Source organism: Rossellomorea orangium, from assembly GCF_019334305.1.
Taxonomy (GTDB): Bacteria; Bacillota; Bacilli; order Bacillales; family Bacillaceae_B; genus Rossellomorea.
Genome location: NZ_JAHWGH010000008.1, coordinates 97,181 through 116,014, shown reverse-complemented (window position 1 = coordinate 116,014; position 18,834 = coordinate 97,181). Strand labels below are relative to the sequence as shown.

21 protein-coding genes are annotated in these 18,834 nt (G+C 44.2%); 10 read left to right on the top strand and 11 right to left on the bottom strand.

Features of this window, described 5'->3' with window-relative positions; all coding sequences use genetic code 11:
* Positions 1-382: 382 nt before the first annotated feature.
* On the top strand, positions 383-793 hold the full coding sequence (locus KYJ26_RS04065) for a VOC family protein (RefSeq protein ID WP_219166124.1): 411 nt from the start codon (positions 383-385) through the stop codon (positions 791-793).
* Between the two features lie 64 nt (positions 794-857).
* Here the strand turns inward: KYJ26_RS04065 and KYJ26_RS04060 are convergent, their stop codons facing one another.
* From KYJ26_RS04060 to KYJ26_RS04040, 5 genes are read right to left on the bottom strand one after another with little or no spacing between them, the layout of a single operon-like run.
* On the bottom strand, positions 858-1,502 hold the full coding sequence (locus KYJ26_RS04060) for a Crp/Fnr family transcriptional regulator (protein WP_219166122.1): 645 nt from the start codon (positions 1,500-1,502) through the stop codon (positions 858-860).
* Positions 1,499-2,638 (bottom strand): peptide-methionine (R)-S-oxide reductase MsrB, encoded by a 1,140-nt coding sequence (msrB, locus tag KYJ26_RS04055; protein ID WP_374939751.1) that lies wholly within the window; start codon positions 2,636-2,638, stop codon positions 1,499-1,501. Before msrB ends, KYJ26_RS04060 begins: the two co-directional genes overlap by 4 nt.
* The gene (locus KYJ26_RS04050; RefSeq protein ID WP_219166119.1) at positions 2,638-3,690 is read right to left on the bottom strand and encodes a HAMP domain-containing sensor histidine kinase; all 1,053 of its coding nucleotides are present in this window, start codon (positions 3,688-3,690) and stop codon (positions 2,638-2,640) included. The genes msrB and KYJ26_RS04050 overlap by 1 nt, the downstream gene beginning before the upstream one ends.
* The gene (locus KYJ26_RS04045) at positions 3,677-4,381 is read right to left on the bottom strand and encodes a response regulator transcription factor (protein WP_219166118.1); all 705 of its coding nucleotides are present in this window, start codon (positions 4,379-4,381) and stop codon (positions 3,677-3,679) included. Before KYJ26_RS04045 ends, KYJ26_RS04050 begins: the two co-directional genes overlap by 14 nt.
* 13 nt (positions 4,382-4,394) lie before the next feature.
* Positions 4,395-4,898, bottom strand: coding sequence for a DM13 domain-containing protein (locus KYJ26_RS04040; protein WP_219166116.1), 504 nt, complete (start codon positions 4,896-4,898; stop codon positions 4,395-4,397).
* A 164-nt stretch (positions 4,899-5,062) separates the two neighbouring features.
* On the opposite strand from KYJ26_RS04040, the gene KYJ26_RS04035 reads away from it, so the two are divergent.
* The 3 genes from KYJ26_RS04035 to KYJ26_RS04025 all read left to right on the top strand — a co-directional run bounded on the left by KYJ26_RS04035 (position 5,063) and on the right by KYJ26_RS04025 (position 7,220).
* Positions 5,063-6,145: an MBL fold metallo-hydrolase gene (locus tag KYJ26_RS04035; RefSeq protein WP_219166114.1), complete on the top strand. Its 1,083-nt coding sequence runs from the start codon at positions 5,063-5,065 to the stop codon at positions 6,143-6,145.
* Positions 6,146-6,203: 58 nt separating this feature from the next.
* Positions 6,204-6,746, top strand: coding sequence for a DUF6944 family repetitive protein (locus KYJ26_RS04030; protein ID WP_219166112.1), 543 nt, complete (start codon positions 6,204-6,206; stop codon positions 6,744-6,746).
* A gap of 216 nt (positions 6,747-6,962) precedes the next feature.
* Positions 6,963-7,220, top strand: a complete 258-nt coding sequence (locus KYJ26_RS04025; protein WP_374939750.1) for a spore coat protein — start codon at positions 6,963-6,965, stop codon at positions 7,218-7,220.
* Positions 7,221-7,332: 112 nt separating this feature from the next.
* Here the strand turns inward: KYJ26_RS04025 and KYJ26_RS04020 are convergent, their stop codons facing one another.
* Together KYJ26_RS04020 and KYJ26_RS04015 are read right to left on the bottom strand one after the other, a co-directional pair.
* Positions 7,333-8,310, bottom strand: a complete 978-nt coding sequence (locus KYJ26_RS04020; protein WP_219166111.1) for an LLM class flavin-dependent oxidoreductase — start codon at positions 8,308-8,310, stop codon at positions 7,333-7,335.
* A 226-nt stretch (positions 8,311-8,536) separates the two neighbouring features.
* Positions 8,537-9,385 carry a VOC family protein gene (locus tag KYJ26_RS04015; protein WP_219166110.1) on the bottom strand — a complete coding sequence of 283 codons (849 nt, stop codon included), beginning with the start codon at positions 9,383-9,385 and terminating at the stop codon, positions 8,537-8,539.
* Between the two features lie 159 nt (positions 9,386-9,544).
* On the opposite strand from KYJ26_RS04015, the gene KYJ26_RS04010 reads away from it, so the two are divergent.
* Both KYJ26_RS04010 and KYJ26_RS04005 read left to right on the top strand, forming a co-directional pair.
* Positions 9,545-9,859, top strand: coding sequence for a winged helix-turn-helix transcriptional regulator (locus KYJ26_RS04010; RefSeq protein ID WP_219166108.1), 315 nt, complete (start codon positions 9,545-9,547; stop codon positions 9,857-9,859).
* 198 nt (positions 9,860-10,057) lie between these two features.
* Positions 10,058-11,272 carry an MFS transporter gene (locus KYJ26_RS04005; protein WP_219166106.1) on the top strand — a complete coding sequence of 405 codons (1,215 nt, stop codon included), beginning with the start codon at positions 10,058-10,060 and terminating at the stop codon, positions 11,270-11,272.
* Positions 11,273-11,359: 87 nt separating this feature from the next.
* On the opposite strand, the gene KYJ26_RS04000 is transcribed toward KYJ26_RS04005, so the two are convergent.
* Both KYJ26_RS04000 and KYJ26_RS03995 read right to left on the bottom strand, forming a co-directional pair.
* Entirely contained in the window at positions 11,360-11,515 is a 156-nt protein-coding gene (locus KYJ26_RS04000) for a DUF1540 domain-containing protein (RefSeq protein ID WP_079532121.1), read from the bottom strand.
* A gap of 115 nt (positions 11,516-11,630) precedes the next feature.
* On the bottom strand, positions 11,631-12,836 hold the full coding sequence (locus tag KYJ26_RS03995; protein ID WP_219166104.1) for an MFS transporter: 1,206 nt from the start codon (positions 12,834-12,836) through the stop codon (positions 11,631-11,633).
* Between the two features lie 138 nt (positions 12,837-12,974).
* Between KYJ26_RS03995 and KYJ26_RS03990 the strand changes: the two genes are divergently transcribed.
* Both KYJ26_RS03990 and KYJ26_RS03985 read left to right on the top strand, forming a co-directional pair.
* Complete coding sequence (locus KYJ26_RS03990; RefSeq protein ID WP_219166102.1) at positions 12,975-13,409, top strand: MarR family winged helix-turn-helix transcriptional regulator; 435 nt, start codon at positions 12,975-12,977, stop codon at positions 13,407-13,409.
* 10 nt (positions 13,410-13,419) lie between these two features.
* Positions 13,420-14,175 carry a sugar phosphate isomerase/epimerase family protein gene (locus tag KYJ26_RS03985; protein WP_219166100.1) on the top strand — a complete coding sequence of 252 codons (756 nt, stop codon included), beginning with the start codon at positions 13,420-13,422 and terminating at the stop codon, positions 14,173-14,175.
* A 44-nt stretch (positions 14,176-14,219) separates the two neighbouring features.
* Here the strand turns inward: KYJ26_RS03985 and KYJ26_RS03980 are convergent, their stop codons facing one another.
* Complete coding sequence (locus KYJ26_RS03980; RefSeq protein ID WP_219166098.1) at positions 14,220-15,200, bottom strand: zinc-binding dehydrogenase; 981 nt, start codon at positions 15,198-15,200, stop codon at positions 14,220-14,222.
* A gap of 276 nt (positions 15,201-15,476) precedes the next feature.
* Here KYJ26_RS03980 and KYJ26_RS03975 point away from each other — a divergent pair, with 276 nt between their 5' ends.
* Complete coding sequence (locus KYJ26_RS03975; RefSeq protein WP_219166096.1) at positions 15,477-15,854, top strand: winged helix-turn-helix transcriptional regulator; 378 nt, start codon at positions 15,477-15,479, stop codon at positions 15,852-15,854.
* A gap of 40 nt (positions 15,855-15,894) precedes the next feature.
* On the opposite strand, the gene KYJ26_RS03970 is transcribed toward KYJ26_RS03975, so the two are convergent.
* Positions 15,895-16,785 carry a TIGR01777 family oxidoreductase gene (locus tag KYJ26_RS03970; RefSeq protein WP_219166095.1) on the bottom strand — a complete coding sequence of 297 codons (891 nt, stop codon included), beginning with the start codon at positions 16,783-16,785 and terminating at the stop codon, positions 15,895-15,897.
* 344 nt (positions 16,786-17,129) lie between these two features.
* On the opposite strand from KYJ26_RS03970, the gene KYJ26_RS03965 reads away from it, so the two are divergent.
* On the top strand, positions 17,130-18,773 hold the full coding sequence (locus KYJ26_RS03965; protein ID WP_219166093.1) for a M4 family metallopeptidase: 1,644 nt from the start codon (positions 17,130-17,132) through the stop codon (positions 18,771-18,773).
* Positions 18,774-18,834: the final 61 nt, after the last annotated feature.

The following is an 18,834-nucleotide window of genomic DNA, read 5'->3' as shown; positions in this document are numbered from 1 at the left end:
AACGAGTGATTTGATAAAAATCTCTCCGTTCGGATTTTTGATTTTCAGTGCTAAAGCTCAGTCTCTGTATTAAGCAGATTCTAGCTTTTGATTGGAGTGCAAGACGTAGACTCCTGCGGGAAAAGCGTAATGGGTGAGACCCCGCAGGAGCGCAAGCTGTGAGGAGGCTCGCCTTCCGCCCGAGAAAAGCGGAGTCTTGCACGGAAATCAAAAGCGGTGTACCACGTGATCTTTTTGTTCGTCGTCTTTAGAGTGTATAAATTATATTATGTTCCAACCTCTTTTTTTTCGGTGGTAACCGAACGTTTGTTCTTGTATTTAATCACACTCTTGTTCTATAATAAAAGAGTACAAAAATTCATCGGTATTGGAGTGGAAATTGATGAAACATCAAGCTACACCTTATTTTAGTTTTGATGGGCAGGCAAGAGACGCATTGGAGTACTACAAAGAAGTATTCGAAGGGGAAGCGCTGGGGATCCAGACATTCGGCGAGGCAGATTTTCCGAGTCCTCCTGAAATTTCAGATCACATCATGCACGCTCAATTTAAAAAAGGAGAGCTTTTCTTTATGATATCTGACAGCTTTCCTGGCCAAGCCCCGACTGTGGGCAATCATATTTCACTTGTCCTCGAACTGGAAAGTGAAGAGGACATCCATACTTATTACAAACGATTAACTGAAAAAGGAAACGTCGTAATGGAGCTTCAAGATACGTTCTGGGGCGCGATCTATGCCAAGGTAAAGGATCCTTTCGGCATCACCTGGGACCTTAATTACACAAAAAAATAAACTAAAAAGGCTACTGCGTCACAAGCTTCCGCAGTAGCCCTCTTAAAAATCCCCGTACCTCTTATCACACACCGATGCTGAAATCTGCCCCTTTCATAATATGATAATACTTATCGATTTTCTGGATGTGACCTTCGGATATGAGTTGTTTCGTCAGGCTGGTAACGGTTTCCCTTGTAGATCCGATGAAGCTTGCGATATCCTGGTGGGTAAGAGGAACATTGATTTTCATATAATTTCCTTTCATTTCTCCAAAACGAGGCATCAGGAAGGTCATGAGATGAAGGATTCTTTCTTTGACGGGGGCAAACATAATACGTTCAAGGAATATACTCCTCTGTTTCATATGCTGATTGAGGGCAGAATATAATTCAGTCAAGGTCGGTTGATGTGTGACCCCAATGCGCTCCACCTGTTTATTAGAGATCACCCGGACTACCACTGTATCGATCGCTTCTGCATATACACCGTCATCGTCTAAACTAAAGCGTGGTATATTACTGAAGAATTCACCTTCCCCAAGAACAATCAGTATGGTTTTTCGGCCATCCTCACTATTCTTATAAAGTTTTATTTTTCCCGATTGGATCATATAAAGATTCTTGCTCAAAGAAAAAGGCTGATAGATCACCTCTTTTTTTGAGTAGTTTACGAGCCTCCCTGACAAATCTTCCATAAAGGGAGTCGACCTCAATGTTGCTGAACTCATGACGCCTCCTCCTCATCACTTTCAAATTCTGATACAAACTCACCGTAACCCTGCTCTTCCAATTCATCTTTCGGGATGAATTGGAGTGCTGCTGAATTCATACAGTATCTCAATCCTGTAGGCTCGGGTCCATCTTCGAATACATGACCCAAATGGGAGTCTGCGTGTCTACTTCTGACCTCCGTACGAACCATGAACAACTTGCGGTCCTCTACTTCAACAATATTGTCTTCCACGAGTGGTTTGGTGAAACTTGGCCATCCTGTTCCACTCTTGTATTTATCCTTCGAGCTGAAAAGAGGTTCACCTGAGACTATGTCAACATAGATCCCCTCATCCTTGTTATCCCAATATTCATTCTTGAAGGCTTCTTCAGTTGCCTCTTCCTGAGTGACTTTGTATTGGAGTTCCGTCAGCTTTTCTTTTAATTCATCATCCGTATAGGAAGGATAAAGGGAGTTGGTTTCGAGTTTGATATGCCTATCTTTCCCCCAGGCCTCATCCAGAAAATCATCCCTTCCTGAATTGCTTCTGTAGAATTTATAGCTTAATTTATTTTTCTTATAATAATCCTGATGGTACTCTTCTGCTTTGTAGAACGTTTTAGCCGGTTTGATTTCTGTTACAACCTCTTCTTTAAAAGGTCCTGAGTCTGCCAATTCCTTCTTAGACTCCTGAGCGGCTTTCATTTGTTCTTCGCTATGATAGAAAATCCCGCTCACGTATTGAGGTCCCCGGTCGACAAATTGTCCTCCGGCATCCGTCGGATCAATCTGTCTCCAGAAGATCGTTAATAATTGTTCATACGATATCACATCGGGATCATATTCGATTTGAACAGCTTCTACATGTCCCGTTTGTTTAGAGGATACTTCGTCATAGGTCGGATTTTTTTCTTCTCCTCCTGTGTATCCTGAAATGACTGAGTAAACGCCGTCCAGTTTTTCAAAGGGCGGTTCCATACACCAGAAGCATCCCCCTGCAAAGGTGGCGAGTGCATGGTTTTCATCGACCTTGTTCGTTACCGCTTCACTGCCCAATGATTTCTGAGTTAGGCTTGCATACAGTTTCGGTCCGAAGAAAGCCCCAAGACCCACTACTAAAAGTAATCCGAGGCCAAGCATTAATTTTTTCATCATCTCTCCTCCTTGCTACTTTCTATAGGTATTCGAAACCAAAAGGTGCTGCCAGAATATCCATCGCTTTCCACACCAATTTCACCACCGTGAAGGTCGATGATTTCCTTACAGATAGATAATCCGAGGCCTGATCCCCCTCCCTCTTTGTTACGGGATTTCTCTACCCGGTAGAATCGCTCAAAGATAGAACCCTGTTCTTCAATGGGAACTCCCTTCCCCTCGTCTGTCACTGAGAATTCCATTTGTTCCTTTCGTGTTACTGCCCTTATCTCCAGTGAGGTGCGGGGGGATGAAAAAGAAAGTGCGTTTTGGATCAGGTTGGTCATCACCCTCTTGATATGAACAGGCATTAACGGGATCATAGGGAGATTCTCATCGTATTCCACTTTCACCTCTATCCCTTTCTCCTGTATTTTTTGTTCGAACTGCTGAATGGTATCAATCAACAACTGATCAATTGGAGCAGGAGATGGATTCCAAGCAAGCTTTCTGTTTTCAAGCTGAGAAAACTCCAGCACTTCTTCAATCAAAAGACTTAACTTTTCCGTTTCCGTTAAAATCGTTTCAAAATATCTTTTCCGTGTCTCCGGATCTTCAATGATGTCATCATTCAATGCCGCTACAAAGGAGTGGATGGATGACAACGGTGTCCTGAGATCATGAGATACATTGGCAATGAGTTCACTTTTGAATTTTTCCGATTCCTTTAATTCACCAAACATGCCTTCGATCCTTGAGGACATATGATTAAAGTTAGCCGCGAGCTCTTTGATTTCCTGTGGTCCCGCTTCTGTCACCTTCACATCAAAGTCGCCGTCAGCCATCCTCCCCGCCTCCCTGCTCATCTGTTTCACGGATTTTAATAAGGGGGATGTAATCATCAGATTCACGGCAAAAGATAGAAGACCTGCTCCCAATGTAATAAGTGAAAGAAGAATGATTATATCGGTTGAAATGAACATTTGGACATACGATATGGTAAGGAAAGCAAGAATCACTCCCAGGGAAATCGTGTTGGCCAAAATTAGGAGAGTTCTAATCTTCATCATGATGCTCCCCTTCAAATTTATATCCGATTCCCCATACGGTTTTGATCCACCGGGGCTCGGAAGGATCCTTCTCGATTTTCTCCCTCAGCCTGCGGATATGGACGTTGATTGTATTGGCATCTCCCATATATTCATATCCCCATAATGTTTCTATCAGCTGTGATTTCGAGAAAACCTGTGAAGGATGTTGAGCCAGCAGAGATAATAGTTCAAACTCCTTCACGGTCATCTCGACTTCGAATCCGTGTGAAACCACTGTCCGTTTATTCCGGTCAATCTGAAGGTCCTTCCACTTAAGAACATCCTGTTGCTCTTCCGCAGCTGCTGAATAGGTTCTTCGTAATACGTTTTTGACCCGAAGTAACAGCTCACGGGGACTGAATGGTTTCGTGACATAATCGTCTGCACCTATCGTGAGACCATAAATCCGGTCCTTCTCTTGACCTAGTGCTGTCAGCATGATGATCGGTGTGTCATGATCTTCCCTTATTTTTTCTGCTACCTGCCAACCATCCATTTCAGGCATCATGATGTCAAGGATCACAATATCCGGATTGAATGAATGATACCGTTTGATTGCTTCTATTCCGTTGGAGGCCGTGCTTACATCATATCCCTCCCGTATAAGATAGCGTGAACAAACATCCACGATATTTTCTTCATCGTCTACCAACAGCACTTTTTTTGCCACGTTGAACGCCCCTTTACATGCCAGTACGTAATTCAGCAATACCAAAATCTACATTGAATTGTTTACACCAAATCACGATCTTCATCCCCGCTGTCGCTTTATTATTAGGGATCTCATAATTTTGATTACCGATGTTTCCTTTTAATTTGCCAAGAGAAATTCCTTCTGCGGTTTCTTGATCCGCCCCTACTAAGTAAACGTAAAGATCCGGCCCATTGGTCACTTCAAAATTTTCCAATCGAACATGTTGTTCAGAAACCATCACGCTCCCTTTGGCCACGTGATCAGAATCCGCCCCTTTAAACGTTCCCATGAGTTCATTTACTTTCATTGTATCGTTTGTCATGGCGTCTGGCGAAGATGAGTCGGTTTCTTTCATCATCCCGTCTTCATTCTCTTTCATATTAGTAGCTACAGGTGATTCGTTGACAACCTTGTCGAAGAAAAGCGGTGAAACGAGCCACCACCCCACTCCCAAAACCCCTGCTGCAACGATTCCAATAACCCATCTCTTCAATACGATCATCCTCTCTATCCCGATTAACTGTAGTATAAAAAACAAACCTTATGGAATCTTAACGGAATCCTTAATTAATTCTTAAATGTACATCGGGCTTCGTTTTGGACAGGTTCACGCGAATCTGAGATAGTAAAAGATATTGAACGAAAAGGAGACTATCCATGCTTATTACTCTAGTATTGATCTTTGCAATCATTTTGACCGGTTTCCTGGCTGTACGGTATTATCCCGCATTTGGTAGAAAGCCATCCGTGGAGAGAGTGCGCTTATCTCCTCAATATTCAAAAGGCTCATTTCAAAATTCAGTCCCCACATCTATGGATTCCAGCTTTTCTTCGACCGTATCGATGGTTCGCGATCTGGCAAAGAGAAACGCTAATCGCAAACCCGCTGATGATATTCCAAGAGTAGCCTTTCCTTCCATAGACCATCCTCCGGGTGTTACGAATGTAACGTGGTTCGGGCACTCTGCCTCTATGATTGAAATCGATGGGAGGAGGTTATTACTTGATCCCATGTTTGGAAGATCCCCCTCTCCATTCCAGTGGATAGGTGGAAAAAGGTACAGTAAGGAGCTGCCATTTCAAATCGATGAGCTTCCTTCGATTGATGCGGTGATTTTCTCCCATGACCATTACGATCATCTCGATTACGGCACGATTCGAAAGCTTAAGAAAAAAGTGAACCAATTCTTTGTACCGCTTGGGGTGGGAAGTCATTTGGAGCGGTGGGGAGTGGAGACTGATCATATCGTAGAGCTTGATTGGTGGGACGAGATGGAGTGGAATGGCCTTACACTGGCCTGCACTCCTGCCAGGCATTTCTCCGGGCGAAGCTTGCATGATCGTAACGCTTCTTTATGGTGTTCTTGGTGTATCATCGGCTCCTCTTCTAAAATCTTTTTTAGCGGGGATAGCGGATTCGGTCCTCACTTCAAGGAAATCGGGGAACAGTATGGACCATTTGATTTGACCCTCATGGAATGCGGTCAATACGATCCTAGATGGGCACCGATTCATATGCTTCCCGAAGAGACGGTAGAGGCTCACCTCGATGTAAAAGGAAAAACACTCTTGCCCATTCATTGGGGGGCATTCACACTATCCTTTCATGAATGGACAGATCCCATAAACCGGGTGACCAGGAGAGGAGAGGAACTGAATGTTCCCATTGCCACCCCGAAGATCGGGGAGACTTTCCTTGTGAAGGGAGATAGCTTACCGTCTTCGAAATGGTGGGAATGAACACATAATCGCCCTGTTGTATACAATATCTAAGAACTACAAAGTAGGCGATTATACTATGAGCAATGAGCAAAAAGCCACGTTTGGAGCCTGGGTCGCGGCCATCGGGACTGTTATTGCAGCGATTGGCAGCACCCCGATCAAGAGTATCCCAAAAGATACATTAAGGTCGTTCAATCTCATAGGAAATGAATTACAGGCAACCGGGAATGCCCTTGAAGCAGATGCCATTGAGGACTTCTCGCTGACGAAAGCCGGAAATGAAATTCAAGCCGTAGGAAACGTAACCGTCATTGCCGGAATTGTGATTGATTTTAATGATATCATCAAGCAAGAGCTTAATATCAAAGGGAACCTCCTTCAGGCATTAGGGGGATCTGCCGCTCTTTACGATTCCTTTAATGAAGAACATTCTCTTGATGTCCTTTATTCGATATATGGGAATCTTCTCCAGATCATCGGTAACTCCCTTCAAGCCATCTCCGGCATCCTCGAATTAAATAATAGAGACAGCGGGAATATTAACGTCGTTGGAAGCTGGATTCAAGCGATTGGAGCCATTATATCAGCACTCGTTCAAACTAAAGATTCCTCTACTTGAAGTTGCTTTACATATTCTCTTCAGAATGTAGAGCAACTAGCATCATTTGCTCTACATCAATGATTATTTAAGAAGGATTTTCCCGATAAAAGCAGATCCTTCTTGAGCCTCCAAACTGGGTACATTTTCATAAAATCTCTCTATATGGGTTAACGCCCATACCATTTCGGTGTGGAAAGAATACTCATAACCTAGATAGAGAGGAGGTTTTATGCTTTGAATGGTTTTCAGACAGTAAGCAGCGAGCACTTTATGAATTATGGTGATTTTCGTCGCCCGATCGGACGGAGACCCGGATTTGGATATGGCGGATTCGGAAGACGCCCGTTTGGATTCGGCTTCAGCCCATTTGTAGGCGGACTTGCGGGAGGATTATTGGGAGCGGCATTATTGAGCCCTGGTTATGGATATGGGTACGGTTATGGATATCCGCCACCTTATTATGGTTATCCTCCATACCCCTATTATTATTAATATCATACAACTTAAAGAGGAACCCGCTTGCCACTGCAGGAAATCGGGTTCCTTTTCCTATTTTCAGAGCTGATGATGAGTGAGGCGCTTATATGCATTTGGCAGGACATGACTAAAGAACAGCCTCAGCCACTAACTCATATGACCTTAATTTATCTTCGAATTTCGCTACATTAGATATGATCATAAATTCATCGGTTTGATACACTTCACTTAGCATCTCGAGCTCTTCCTTCACTTTTTGGGGAGTCCCTATGATGGTTCTTCTCCTGTTTTCTTTTACTTTTTCTTTCTCAAAATCTGATAGTACCCTTGCCTTCGCTTCTTCCTTTGCAGGAATTTCGGTGTCCCTTCCCTTCTCTACAGCCAATAGCCACAAATCCTGGGTAAGCGCTATTTCTTCTGCTTCCGCCTGGGTAGGAGCACAAACAACAAAGATACACACATTACTCTTAGGTTGAGATAAGGAGTGAGAAGGCTGAAAGTGAGAATGATAATAATCCAGCGCCCTTTTCCCATTTACCGGATTGATGAAGTGACCAAACGTAAAAGCCGTACCCTTTTCAGCTGCCACCCGGGCACCACGATGAGTGATCCCAAGTATCCATGGGAGTGGAGGAGCCGTTACGTCGGGATACGCCTTTACTGATTGATCCGGAGAGAGATGCAAATAATCCTGTAATGCTGCCACTTGTCCTGTAAACTCATTCATACTTTTTTTCAACCCATCCGTGAGAGCCAGTCTTGTCTCATATGAACCCCCGGGCGAACGCCCAATTCCAAGATCAATCCGATTAGGAAAAAGAGTTTCTAACACCTTGAAGTCCTCTGCAATCTTATAAGGGCTGTATTGGGGAAGCAGGACACCCCCAGACCCGACCCTGATTGAATCCGTCATGGACGCAATATGTGAAATCAACACCTGGGGAGCAGAGCCTGCGAGACCATTCGTATTATGATGCTCCGCCACCCAAAACCGTGTATACCCCAGTTCCTCCGTTCTCCTGGCAAGACGAACCGTATTCCTCAACGCAGTCTCTGCATCCTCCCCCCTCGATATCACAGACTGATCCAACACACTCAACTTCATTCCCAACACTCCCCTTTCCATATGTATTTCCCTTAGTATGTGCCCACCATTATCCCACTACCATCCCCTGAAATAAAAATAAACTGCTTAGAGGGACGGACCTCGATTTTTGGAGAGTAAATACAAGAACGCCTCCTAGAAAGGGCTGTTCAAAACGCGAGGCATCAATGTTTATTTTGGAATGGGAAGAGGGACGGACCTCGATTTTCGAGGTCCGTCCCTCTCTTTACAAGCTTAAGTAGATGCAGTTACCGGATGGGTCACGGGTGAGGAGTCTTCCTTCTTGTTCCTGGATGAATGCTCCGATGGATTGAAGGTTGTTAATGGCAATGCTCCGCTTTTCTTCACTGGGGAAGTGCAGGGTGAACCAGTTGAGTCCTGCACTGTTTTCCGGAGGAGTCGGTGCGCCGACCCCGTTCCAGGTATTCAGTCCAATGTGATGATGGTACCCTCCGGTCGAAATGAAGAGTGCCTGATTCCCAAAACGGCTGACAACGTCGAAGCCAAGGCCTTTCCCGTAGAATTCTTCCGCTGACTTCAAATCTGAAACGTGAAGATGGATATGGCCCATCACCGTATCGGCAGGAAGCCCATCCCACGCTTCCCCCTCCGCCTCGGCTACTATTCCCCGGGCATCGATGGGATCTACCGCCATCTCTACCTGGCCGCTATTCCATGTCCAATCCTCCGATGGACGGTCCCTGTATATTTCGATTCCATTTCCATCGGGATCTGACAAGTAAAGAGCCTCACTGACAAGATGATCGGACGAGCCCAGCTGTATATTCAGCTTGATCAAGTGAGCCAACAGCTTCCCAAGGTCTGCTCTAGTAGGCAACAACAAGGCGAAATGATATAAGCCTGTCGTCCGCTGCTCTTTGGGCATGATATGCTCAGGCTGGTCCAAAGTTAACAGTGGATGACTTCCGTCTGCTGACAACGTTGCACTCTTCTCAGTTTGGTTCAGAACATTGAAGCCGAGCACTTTCTGGTAAAAGGATAGAGATCGGTGTAGATCCTGTACTTTCAGACTTACTTCTCCGACAAATACATGGGGATATTTATGAAAGTTCATCTTTATTTCCTCCGTTTATATTGATGTTTATTTATAGGTTACTTTATGTAACTTATTTTAAATAAATAACTAAAAACCGTCAAGTAATCAACTTACTATAAAAAGATGAATATGGTATACTACTAACTAGATTTTTCACTGATGAATGGAGGCATTTTTATGAATCAATCCGACATATGCCCACGATTTGAAAAAGCCATCGGTATTTTAAGTCAGCGATGGACAGCCCTTATCATCTACCAACTGCTTTCCGGTCCACAGCGAAACTGCACCATTAAGGACGCCATCGGAATCAGTGGCAGACTCCTTTCAGAACGTCTAAAGGACCTTGAGCAGGAAGAAATCGTCAGAAGGGACGTCTACCCTGACACACCCGTACGCATAGAATATTCGTTAACAGAGAAAGGCTATTCTTTAGAGCCTTTGATGAAAAATATAGAGAAGTGGTCTCAGGAGTGGATTGAGAAGGGATAAGAACTCGTCAGGTTTGGCGGGTTTTTTGTTTTGGGATATTTTTGTTGAAAGATAGGATTTAACGAGTGTCTTTTCTCGTTCCGGTGGTGGGGAGGTTCAAATACAGTCCCACAAAAAAACCATTCCCTTCCCATCCCACCCATAGTATATTTAGAGTAACGAAATAAATCGAAATCGACTGCGAGGGACGGACCTACTATGTGGAAAAATAAAAATGTGTGGATCTTATTGATCGGAGAATTTATCGCCGGGCTTGGATTATGGCTGGGGATCATCGGAAATCTGGAGTTTATGCAGGAAAAGGTGCCATCTGACTTCCTGAAGTCGGTCATCCTGGCTTCGGGGCTTCTCGCGGGTCTTGCTGTCGGACCTTTAGCCGGCAAAATAACGGATCAAGCGAATAAAAAAACCGTCATGCTCGTATCGGGTTTCACACGGGCGCTGAGTGTTGTTTTCATGTTGATTGCCATATACACAGGATCGGTACTATGGATGGTCGTCTTCTTGGTGAGCATCCAAATTTCTGCCGCTTTTTATTTTCCTGCTCTTCAGGCTGCCATTCCCATGGTAGTAAAAGAAAAAGAGCTACTGCAAATGAACGGGGTGCATATGAATGTGGCCACTCTTTCGAGGATTCTGGGTACGGCATTGGCGGGGATCCTGCTGGTCATCATATCACTCTCGATGCTGTATGTTCTTTCCCTGGTGGCTTATCTCGCGCTGTTCATCATGACCTGGTTCCTGACAATCGATGAAAAACAACAGGAAACTCCTCAGGGCACAAAACCAAAAGCGGCAGGATTCAAGGAAGTATTTCCGGTCATCAAAAGTCTTCCCATCGTATTCATGACACTTGTCATGACACTCATCCCGCTACTCTTTATCGGTGGCTTCAACTTGATGGTCATCAATATCAGTGAGCTTCAGGACAGTTCCGCCATTAAAGGGTGGATTTATACAGCGGAAGGAATTGCATTTATGACTGGGGCATTTGCGGTAAAGAAAATCGGCGAAACGGTCTCGCCCTATAAAATCCTGTTCACTTTCAGCTTTGTGATCGGGATAGCGCAAATGCTCCTCTACTTTGCCACAAGCCCCGTGATGTCTGTGCTTGCGTTCACAGTCTTTGGCTTTTCTGTCGGATGCTTCTTCCCGACAGCTGCCACCATTTTTCAAACCAGGATCCCGAAAGAATTCCACGGCCGGTTCTTTTCGTTCAGAAATATGCTCGACAGGCTGATTTTTCAGGTTGTCCTGCTATTAACCGGGCTCCTGCTGGATCTTGTCGGACTGAAGATCATGACGGTCCTATTCGGCTGCCTTTCCCTAGTGATGACTGGGCTTTTCTATTCAAAATATAGGCAACTTCGGACGACCACCCTCTCAGAACAAGCTGGTCAGGCTCACATTTAATTGTGAGCTTTTTTGTATAATAATGAGAATTGTTATCAATACTACATAAAAAGAAGACAACCACGCCTATGGTTGCCCTCTCTTATGTTACATACCTGGTTCGAATGTTTTGCAATCCGTTTCTTCGCTGTTATGTGCCTTGTTCCCTTTATGACTGACAACGAAAATCTGATCGGCAGAACATTTCTTCCCTTCACTGTTGTACCTGCAGTTACTTACTTCACAAAGTACGTCTTGTGCCATGGTATACACCTCCCCTATACCTTTAGAGTGTACGTTTCGTTTCAGGTTCATACCTTCACTTTAACCTCTGATCACAAAAAGGGGACTCACCTCAGTAAGGTTAGCCCCCTTTACCTTATAACTCCAATGCCTCCCCTTGATTCACAGCCATTCTTCTTCGTTTCGTCACAATTTTATATACTGCCACAGTAAGCAAGATCACCCCGCAGCAAATGATATATAAGGTCGAAAACCCAAAATGCGCCGAAACTACCCCCAACACAAACGATCCAATTGCAATCCCCAAGTCATAAAAAATGAAGAAAGTGGCCGTTGCATGCCCTGTTCTTCCTTTAGGTGCAGCCTGTATGGACATGGTCTGAAAACTTGGAAGCAAAGCACCGTAACCGAGTCCGATCAGGGATCCTGCAACCAATAATGTAGAAACCGAATGCGCGGCGCTCAATAGAAGCAATCCAACGGCAAAAATCATAAGGGATGGATATATGACCGAGTTCGGCCCCGATCGATCGAATAAACGACCTGTATAGGGTCGCGACAGCAGCATGGCCGCTGCAAACACGACGAAAAATAAACTGACCGATTCAAATAGACCGACAGATTTGGCATACACGGATATAAATGACATGATTCCGGAGTAGGCAAATGAAGTTAAAAAGCCCACCAATGCAATCGGGACCGCCTTCACTTCCATTAAATCCTTGAGTGTCAACCGTTTTGATACCCCGGCTTTCGTTTCGTCCTCCGACACCTCGATCCCGAATGAGCAGAGAAAACCGATGACGATGATCCATGAAAGCCCCATGAACAAAGAGGTGTACGGGATCCATCTAATGAGGGCCAATGAAAGAAATGGTCCCACCACCACAGCCAGATTCATCGACATGGCAAAGTAGCCAAGTCCTTCCCCTTTCCTGTTCGCTGGAATCATATCCGCGGCAATCGCCACTAAGACCGTCGATCCGATACTGAACCAAATTCCATGGAAGAAGCGAAGCCCCATTAAAACATAAAAATCATTTACCCAGAAATAAATGAAAGTAGAAATACCGAACATCAACACACTGGTGATCAGCGTCTTTTTCTTGCCTAACAGTTCAATGATTTTTCCCGAAAACGGACGAACAAGTATGGCCGATAATAAGAATACCGTGGTGGCAAGCCCCGCCTGCCCTTCTGTTCCATGAAGTTCATCGATTACATACAGAGGTAGGATGGTTAACAGTGAGTAAAACACTAAAAACAGAAAAAAATTATTCAGTAACGCCATATAAAATGGCCTCGTCCAGATGGTTTGTGTCGTTGTATGTTCCACAATCATTCTCCTTCGTTCAACTAGTTGTTACACTAATTATATCTACAACATGTATATTTGTAAATATAGTTGTTGTGACAATTAATTTTATATCTGTCGAATTTCATGTATGATAAAGAAAAGACTAAAAGAAGGTGAAAAACCGTGAAGACGACCCGCGATGAAACCATTGGCTTGTATACAAGCCACACAGTAAAAAATATCATTCGATTCCTCACCGTGAATCTGAAAGATTTCGATGTGACGCCTGAGCAGTGGACCGTTTTGAAGAGGCTCGCCGAACAAGATGGAATCAGCCAAAAACAACTGGCCATGAAGTCAGAAAAAGATCAGCCTACCGTGACCAGAATATTGGATATATTGGAAAGAAAAGAGCTGATCTACAAACAGAAAAACACAGAAGATAGAAGGTCCTTCCTTATCTTTATCACGGAAAAAGGAATGACAGCCAAGAATGAGCTATCCCCTTTTATAGAGGAATTATATGAAGAGACAATTCTTAAAGGAATTTCAGAGGAGGAATTAGAAGTATATAAAAGCGTGCTTTCTCAAATCAACGCGAACATGACCAGAGAATAGGAGTGACGGTATGAAAAAAATCCCTGTTGCCCTCCAGATGTATACGCTTAGGAACGAGGCGGAAAAGGATTTCAGAGGTACCCTGCAAAAGGTGGCTGAATTGGGGTATGAGGGTGTCGAGCTTGCGGGCTATGGAGGTTTTTCTTCCAAAGAATTGAAGAAAGTACTCGATGATCTGGGACTTCAGGCGGTCTCCAGTCATATCCCACTGACTGATCTTAGAACCCGTTTGGATGATGTGATTACCGATCAGCTTGAGCTCGGCAGCCGCTACATCGTATGTCCATACTTGTCTCCTGAAGAACGAACAGAGGAAGATTATTTTCGTTTGATCGATGATCTGAACACCATTGGTGCCAAATGCTTTCAAGCTGGGCTTACCCTCTGCTATCATCATCATGATTTCGAATTAACGACCCTTTCCAATGGGAAAACGGCTCTTGAGACGATTCTTTCAGAAACGAACCCCCTTTGGGTAAAAGCCGAGTTTGATATTTACTGGCTGACATTTGCCGGGGAGCATCCGGTGGAGTGGCTGAAGCGTTACCAAGGTCGGGCTCCTCTTGTCCATTTAAAGGATATGACGACGGACGGAGAGCGTTTTTTTGCTGAATTGGGATCGGGTGGCGTTGACATCGCTTCTGTCCTGAACTATGGCATGCATAGTGATGTGGACTGGTGGATCGTCGAACAGGACCAGTCAAAGATCCCTCCCATCGACAGCGTCCGAAAAAGCCTTGAATACTTACGACACAACAGCATTTAATGGGAAAAGGAGAGCCGCATAAATCACGGCTCTCCTTTTTACCATTATTTTAATTTCGCTACAATCTTACCTTTTACATGTCGTTCGGATAAACGGCTCAGGGCTTCAGGTACTTCGTCAAGAGTGACCGTCTCTTTCAGCATGGCTTCCAGCTTCCCGTGCTCCAGAAGGGAAAGCATCTCATCCCCGATTACCGCAAAATCCTCCTGCGCTTTCATATCATTCGTTTGATGGGCCGCTGCAAGAGCGATCTCATGGTACGAAACGACTTTCGTGAAAGGTTTGATCTTCGTGACATCAGGGGCACCTGCAATGTAAACCATATGACCCATGTATGCGAGTGCATCAAGGGAATCGGTCGCACTCTGTCTGCTTACCGCATCCACGACAGCGTCAACACCACGGCCATCCGTTATTTCCATCACTTTTGCATTCACGTCTTCTTCTCTGTAATCGATGACATGATCGGCACCGAGAGATTTCACATATTCATGATTGTGACGGGACGCAGTGGATATGACTGTCTTTCCGGCAAGTTTCGCAAGCTGTACACCGAATCCGCCTACACCACCTGCACCTCCATGAATCAAAATCGTATCAATCTGGTCAAGGGGCAATTTACGGTGAATAGCCTGATAGGCCGTATAGCCCGCCGTCGGAAGAGCAGCCGCATCTTCAAAGGAAACGCTGTCCGGGATACGTGAAACCGTATGTGCCGTGATGATCGCGTATTCAGCATATCCGCCTTTTTTCGTGAAGTCACCATGATAAACGACACGGTCACCCTCCTTGAATTCTGTTACTCCTTCTCCAACTTCTGCGATCACACCTGCTACATCCAAACCGAGGATGTGGGGATAGGACCAAGCAGGCATCCCATTCGTCGCTGTCTTATAATCAACCGGATTCAGCCCAACTGCATGTACCTCCACGAGAAGTTCTCCTTTTTCCGGTGAAGGCGTTTCGATTTCCTCCACCTGCATGTCTTTCCATAAACCTTTATCCTTTAATAATAGAGCCTTCATTATATTCATCTCCTTAAGAGCGTTATGATTATTTTGCTTACATGGTATATAATATATACTATAAACTCGTTAAACAAGTAGGCACTATTTAGTATCTTGGTTACCGTTTGGAAACCTGGGAGATGCCTTTGTTCGTTGTATAAGAGGGGGTCAGCTGCTGAATATCTTCTCTTTTTCAGCAGCTGAATTTCATCGGGATTTTAACAGCTGAATCAATTTGATTATTCACCTGCTGAATAAAAAATGAACACCAAACAGAAACCAGGAGGTACTCATATGAAACAACTAAACCCGGAATATCAATGCTCCATCGACCTCGTGATTGACGTCATCGGAGGGAAATGGAAGGTCCTCATACTATGGAATTTAAACGAAGGGGTAAAGCGATTTAATGAGTTGAAGCGTTCCTTGCCGAACATCACACAGAAAATGCTTACCCAGCAGCTTCGGGAGCTTGAAGAGCATGGACTCGTCTCAAGGACGGTTTACCAGGAGGTCCCTCCGAAAGTCGAGTACTCGACGACTGAGATGGGAAAGAAGCTTCAGAGCACTTTATTTGAGATGTGTAAATGGGGAGATGAGTATGCGGAGCAAAAAGGAATCGTGATGAACCGCTGCTGGACAACCTATGATTTCATGGAGAATGATCGGTAGATACGAAAAGGACTTGTCGCTGTGACAAGTCCTTTTATCTTCATTTAGCGAGTATTTGTTCAAATGCCTTTTCCAACGTGTCATATCGAAAGACGAATCCTGATTTTTCCAATCTCTCCGGAACGACCCATCTGCTCTTCAAGACCAATTCGGTTTCCGTTTGAATCAGCAGGGAACCTGCTTCGAGCATCCACTTCGGAGTCGGAAGACCGACTTTCCTGTTCATATCGTTTCTTAATTGTGCCATGAATTCCCGATTGGTGACAGGATTTGGAGAAGAACAGTTGAACACCCCGGATAACTCCTTCGAATCCTTCAGAAAAAGGATGACGCGGAACAGGTCTTCTACATGAATCCAGCTGAATTTCTGACTCCCCGGCCCCTGCACTCCCCCAAGGCCAAATTTGACCAGATTTTTATAAGGCGTCATCACTCCGCCATCGGGCCCAAGGACAATGGCGATTCGTAAAGCGGCGAGCCTGGTTTTCGGAAGTGAAAACGAGAAGAATGCCTTCTCCCACTCTTTGGCCACTTCGACAGAAAACCCCGTGCCGATCTCGCCGCCTTCTTCCGTCATGGGCCGGTCTTCTGCATGACGATAGATGGTTGCCGTACTGGAATTGATCCATAAAGGCGGTGGATTCTGACATTGTAAGAGGGCGTTCCCCAAGAGATCCGTTGTTTCGGTCCTGGAGCGAAAAATTTCGGCTTTGTTTTTTTCGTTGTAGCGGCAATCGACTGATTTTCCTGCAAGATTAATGAGCATATCTGCATCACTTAATGACTGAACAATGTCATCGGGACGATCCCACGAAACATGTGGAGACTGTCTTGAAATGATGGTCACGTGATAGCCCTTCTCCTTGAATTTCTTCTGAAGATACCGGCCGATAAAACCGGTTCCCCCCGCAATGACGATTTTATTTTCCACAGTATCAACTCTTTTCACCTAATTAGTTTGTGAATTATTTCACATTAATTATACCAAATCCTGCCACAAACTCAAATAAAAATCTTCCTGATCCTACATGCACAAAAAATAGTGGAATATTCCTAGAAAAATATTTTTCAACGAATGGAATAGATAAAGGTAGAAATTCCCCTCAATTTTGTTTTATATCGACATTTTAGAACACTAAATATTTCAAATTTACTGAAAATTACCATTTTTTTCATTGTCAATCTTCCTATTTTTTACTAGACTACTAATTAGCCGCCGGGGCCAAAAGAAATAGCTATTTCCAAAATCTATGATCAAAAGGGGAAATTGTAATTATGTCGAAAAAGAAATTAGTTAGTTTAGCACTAGGTACTTCTCTTGTATTCAGCGCATCCTTTACAGGTGCGTCCGCATTCGCCCAGTCTTCAGATTCTATTACTTCGAAAATGGAAATTCATCAAAAGGTCATGAACATAGATAAAAAAGGGCCTAGCTTCTTATCTGGGAAACTATCAAAAGGTATTGTAAAGAACGATCAAGATGTGAAAAAGTTCATGAAAGAGAATAAAGAGCTTTTCGCCATCGACCCCCATTCTGAACTGACATTACTGGAAAAAACGACAGACGATCTAGGAATGTCTCATTATCGATTCACTCAATCAGTGGACGGTGTCCCTGTTGATGGAGCCATCTTCATTGTCCATACAAATAAAAAGAATGAAGTGACGGCTACAACGGGTCAACTATACAAAGAAGCTTCTAAAAAAGTAACCAAGACAAAATCAAAAATCAATCAAAAATCAGCTACGGACCTTGCTTGGAAGCATATCGGCCTTTCTAAAGCGGACACGGTGACAGGAACTCAGGAACAGTTTACCATTGATGCCAAGAAAGACAGTCATGTTGAAAGCACGACCGAGAAAAATGATCTTGTGATTCATGAAAAAGATGGAAAGTTCACTCTTGCTTATAAGGTACAGCTTCAATTCATCGAGCCTTATGGAGCGAACTGGCAAATCTATGTGGATGCGAAAGATGGATCCATCGTCGAAGCTTTTAATGCTGTAACTGATGCAGCTACGACAGGAAGCGGCTACGGAGTTTTAGATGACTATAAAACTCTTAATACTTATTCTTCGAACGGTACTTATTACTTATATGATGTGACGAAACCAATGAACGGTGTCATTGAGACCTTTACGGCACAAAATGGATCAAGCCTACCAGGATACTATTCCACTGACAGCAATAACTCCTGGACTGCCTATTCTCAAGCGGCTGATGTAGATGCCCATGCTTATGCCGGTAAAGTCTATGATTACTATAAAAACACACATAACCGCAACAGTTTCGACAATAACGGAGCGACCATCCGCTCTACTGTCCATTACGGATCCAACTACAATAACGCGTTCTGGAATGGATCTCAAATGGTTTATGGTGACGGGGACGGATCTACTTTCACTTCCCTATCAGGCGCATTGGATGTCGTTGCCCATGAGCTGACTCATGCCGTGACGGAGCGTACTGCCGGATTACAATATCAATATCAATCAGGTGCACTGAACGAATCATTCTCTGATGTATTCGGCTATTTCTTAGATCCAAGTGATTATTTAATGGGTGAAGATGTTTACACACCAGGTATTTCAGGAGATGCGTTGCGCAGTCTTTCAAACCCTGCCAAGTACGGACAACCTGAACATATGAATAACTATGTGAACACATCTTCTGATAACGGAGGCGTTCATACAAACTCCGGTATCCCTAATAAAGCAGCTTACAACACGATTTCAAGCATCGGTAAAGCGAAAGCAGAAAAGATCTACTACCGTGCGCTGACTGTTTATTTAACACCAACAAGTAATTTCAGTTACGCACGAGCAGCACTTCTTCAATCAGCTGCAGACCTTTACGGAAGCGGAAGCTCTACTTACAATTCCGTGAAAGCTGCATGGGATGCTGTAGGAGTCTATTAATTCCAACGATGATGTATGATAAGAAGCCGTCCTTTTGGGCGGCTTTTTCTATTATGGATTT

Coding starts and splice junctions, on each gene's coding strand:
- KYJ26_RS04035 (WP_219166114.1), top strand. CDS start 5,063: ATGCTTATTACTCTAGTATTGATCTTTGCAATCATTTTGACCGGTTTC.
- KYJ26_RS04050 (WP_219166119.1), bottom strand. CDS start 3,690: ATGATGAAGATTAGAACTCTCCTAATTTTGGCCAACACGATTTCCCTG.
- KYJ26_RS04020 (WP_219166111.1), bottom strand. CDS start 8,310: ATGAAGTTGAGTGTGTTGGATCAGTCTGTGATATCGAGGGGGGAGGAT.
- KYJ26_RS04000 (WP_079532121.1), bottom strand. CDS start 11,515: ATGGCACAAGACGTACTTTGTGAAGTAAGTAACTGCAGGTACAACAGT.
- KYJ26_RS04030 (WP_219166112.1), top strand. CDS start 6,204: ATGAGCAATGAGCAAAAAGCCACGTTTGGAGCCTGGGTCGCGGCCATC.
- KYJ26_RS03980 (WP_219166098.1), bottom strand. CDS start 15,200: ATGAAGGCTCTATTATTAAAGGATAAAGGTTTATGGAAAGACATGCAG.
- KYJ26_RS04010 (WP_219166108.1), top strand. CDS start 9,545: ATGAATCAATCCGACATATGCCCACGATTTGAAAAAGCCATCGGTATT.
- KYJ26_RS03995 (WP_219166104.1), bottom strand. CDS start 12,836: ATGATTGTGGAACATACAACGACACAAACCATCTGGACGAGGCCATTT.
- KYJ26_RS04015 (WP_219166110.1), bottom strand. CDS start 9,385: ATGAACTTTCATAAATATCCCCATGTATTTGTCGGAGAAGTAAGTCTG.
- KYJ26_RS04065 (WP_219166124.1), top strand. CDS start 383: ATGAAACATCAAGCTACACCTTATTTTAGTTTTGATGGGCAGGCAAGA.
- KYJ26_RS04060 (WP_219166122.1), bottom strand. CDS start 1,502: ATGAGTTCAGCAACATTGAGGTCGACTCCCTTTATGGAAGATTTGTCA.
- msrB (WP_374939751.1), bottom strand. CDS start 2,638: ATGAAAAAATTAATGCTTGGCCTCGGATTACTTTTAGTAGTGGGTCTT.
- KYJ26_RS03975 (WP_219166096.1), top strand. CDS start 15,477: ATGAAACAACTAAACCCGGAATATCAATGCTCCATCGACCTCGTGATT.
- KYJ26_RS03965 (WP_219166093.1), top strand. CDS start 17,130: ATGTCGAAAAAGAAATTAGTTAGTTTAGCACTAGGTACTTCTCTTGTA.
- KYJ26_RS04005 (WP_219166106.1), top strand. CDS start 10,058: ATGTGGAAAAATAAAAATGTGTGGATCTTATTGATCGGAGAATTTATC.
- KYJ26_RS03985 (WP_219166100.1), top strand. CDS start 13,420: ATGAAAAAAATCCCTGTTGCCCTCCAGATGTATACGCTTAGGAACGAG.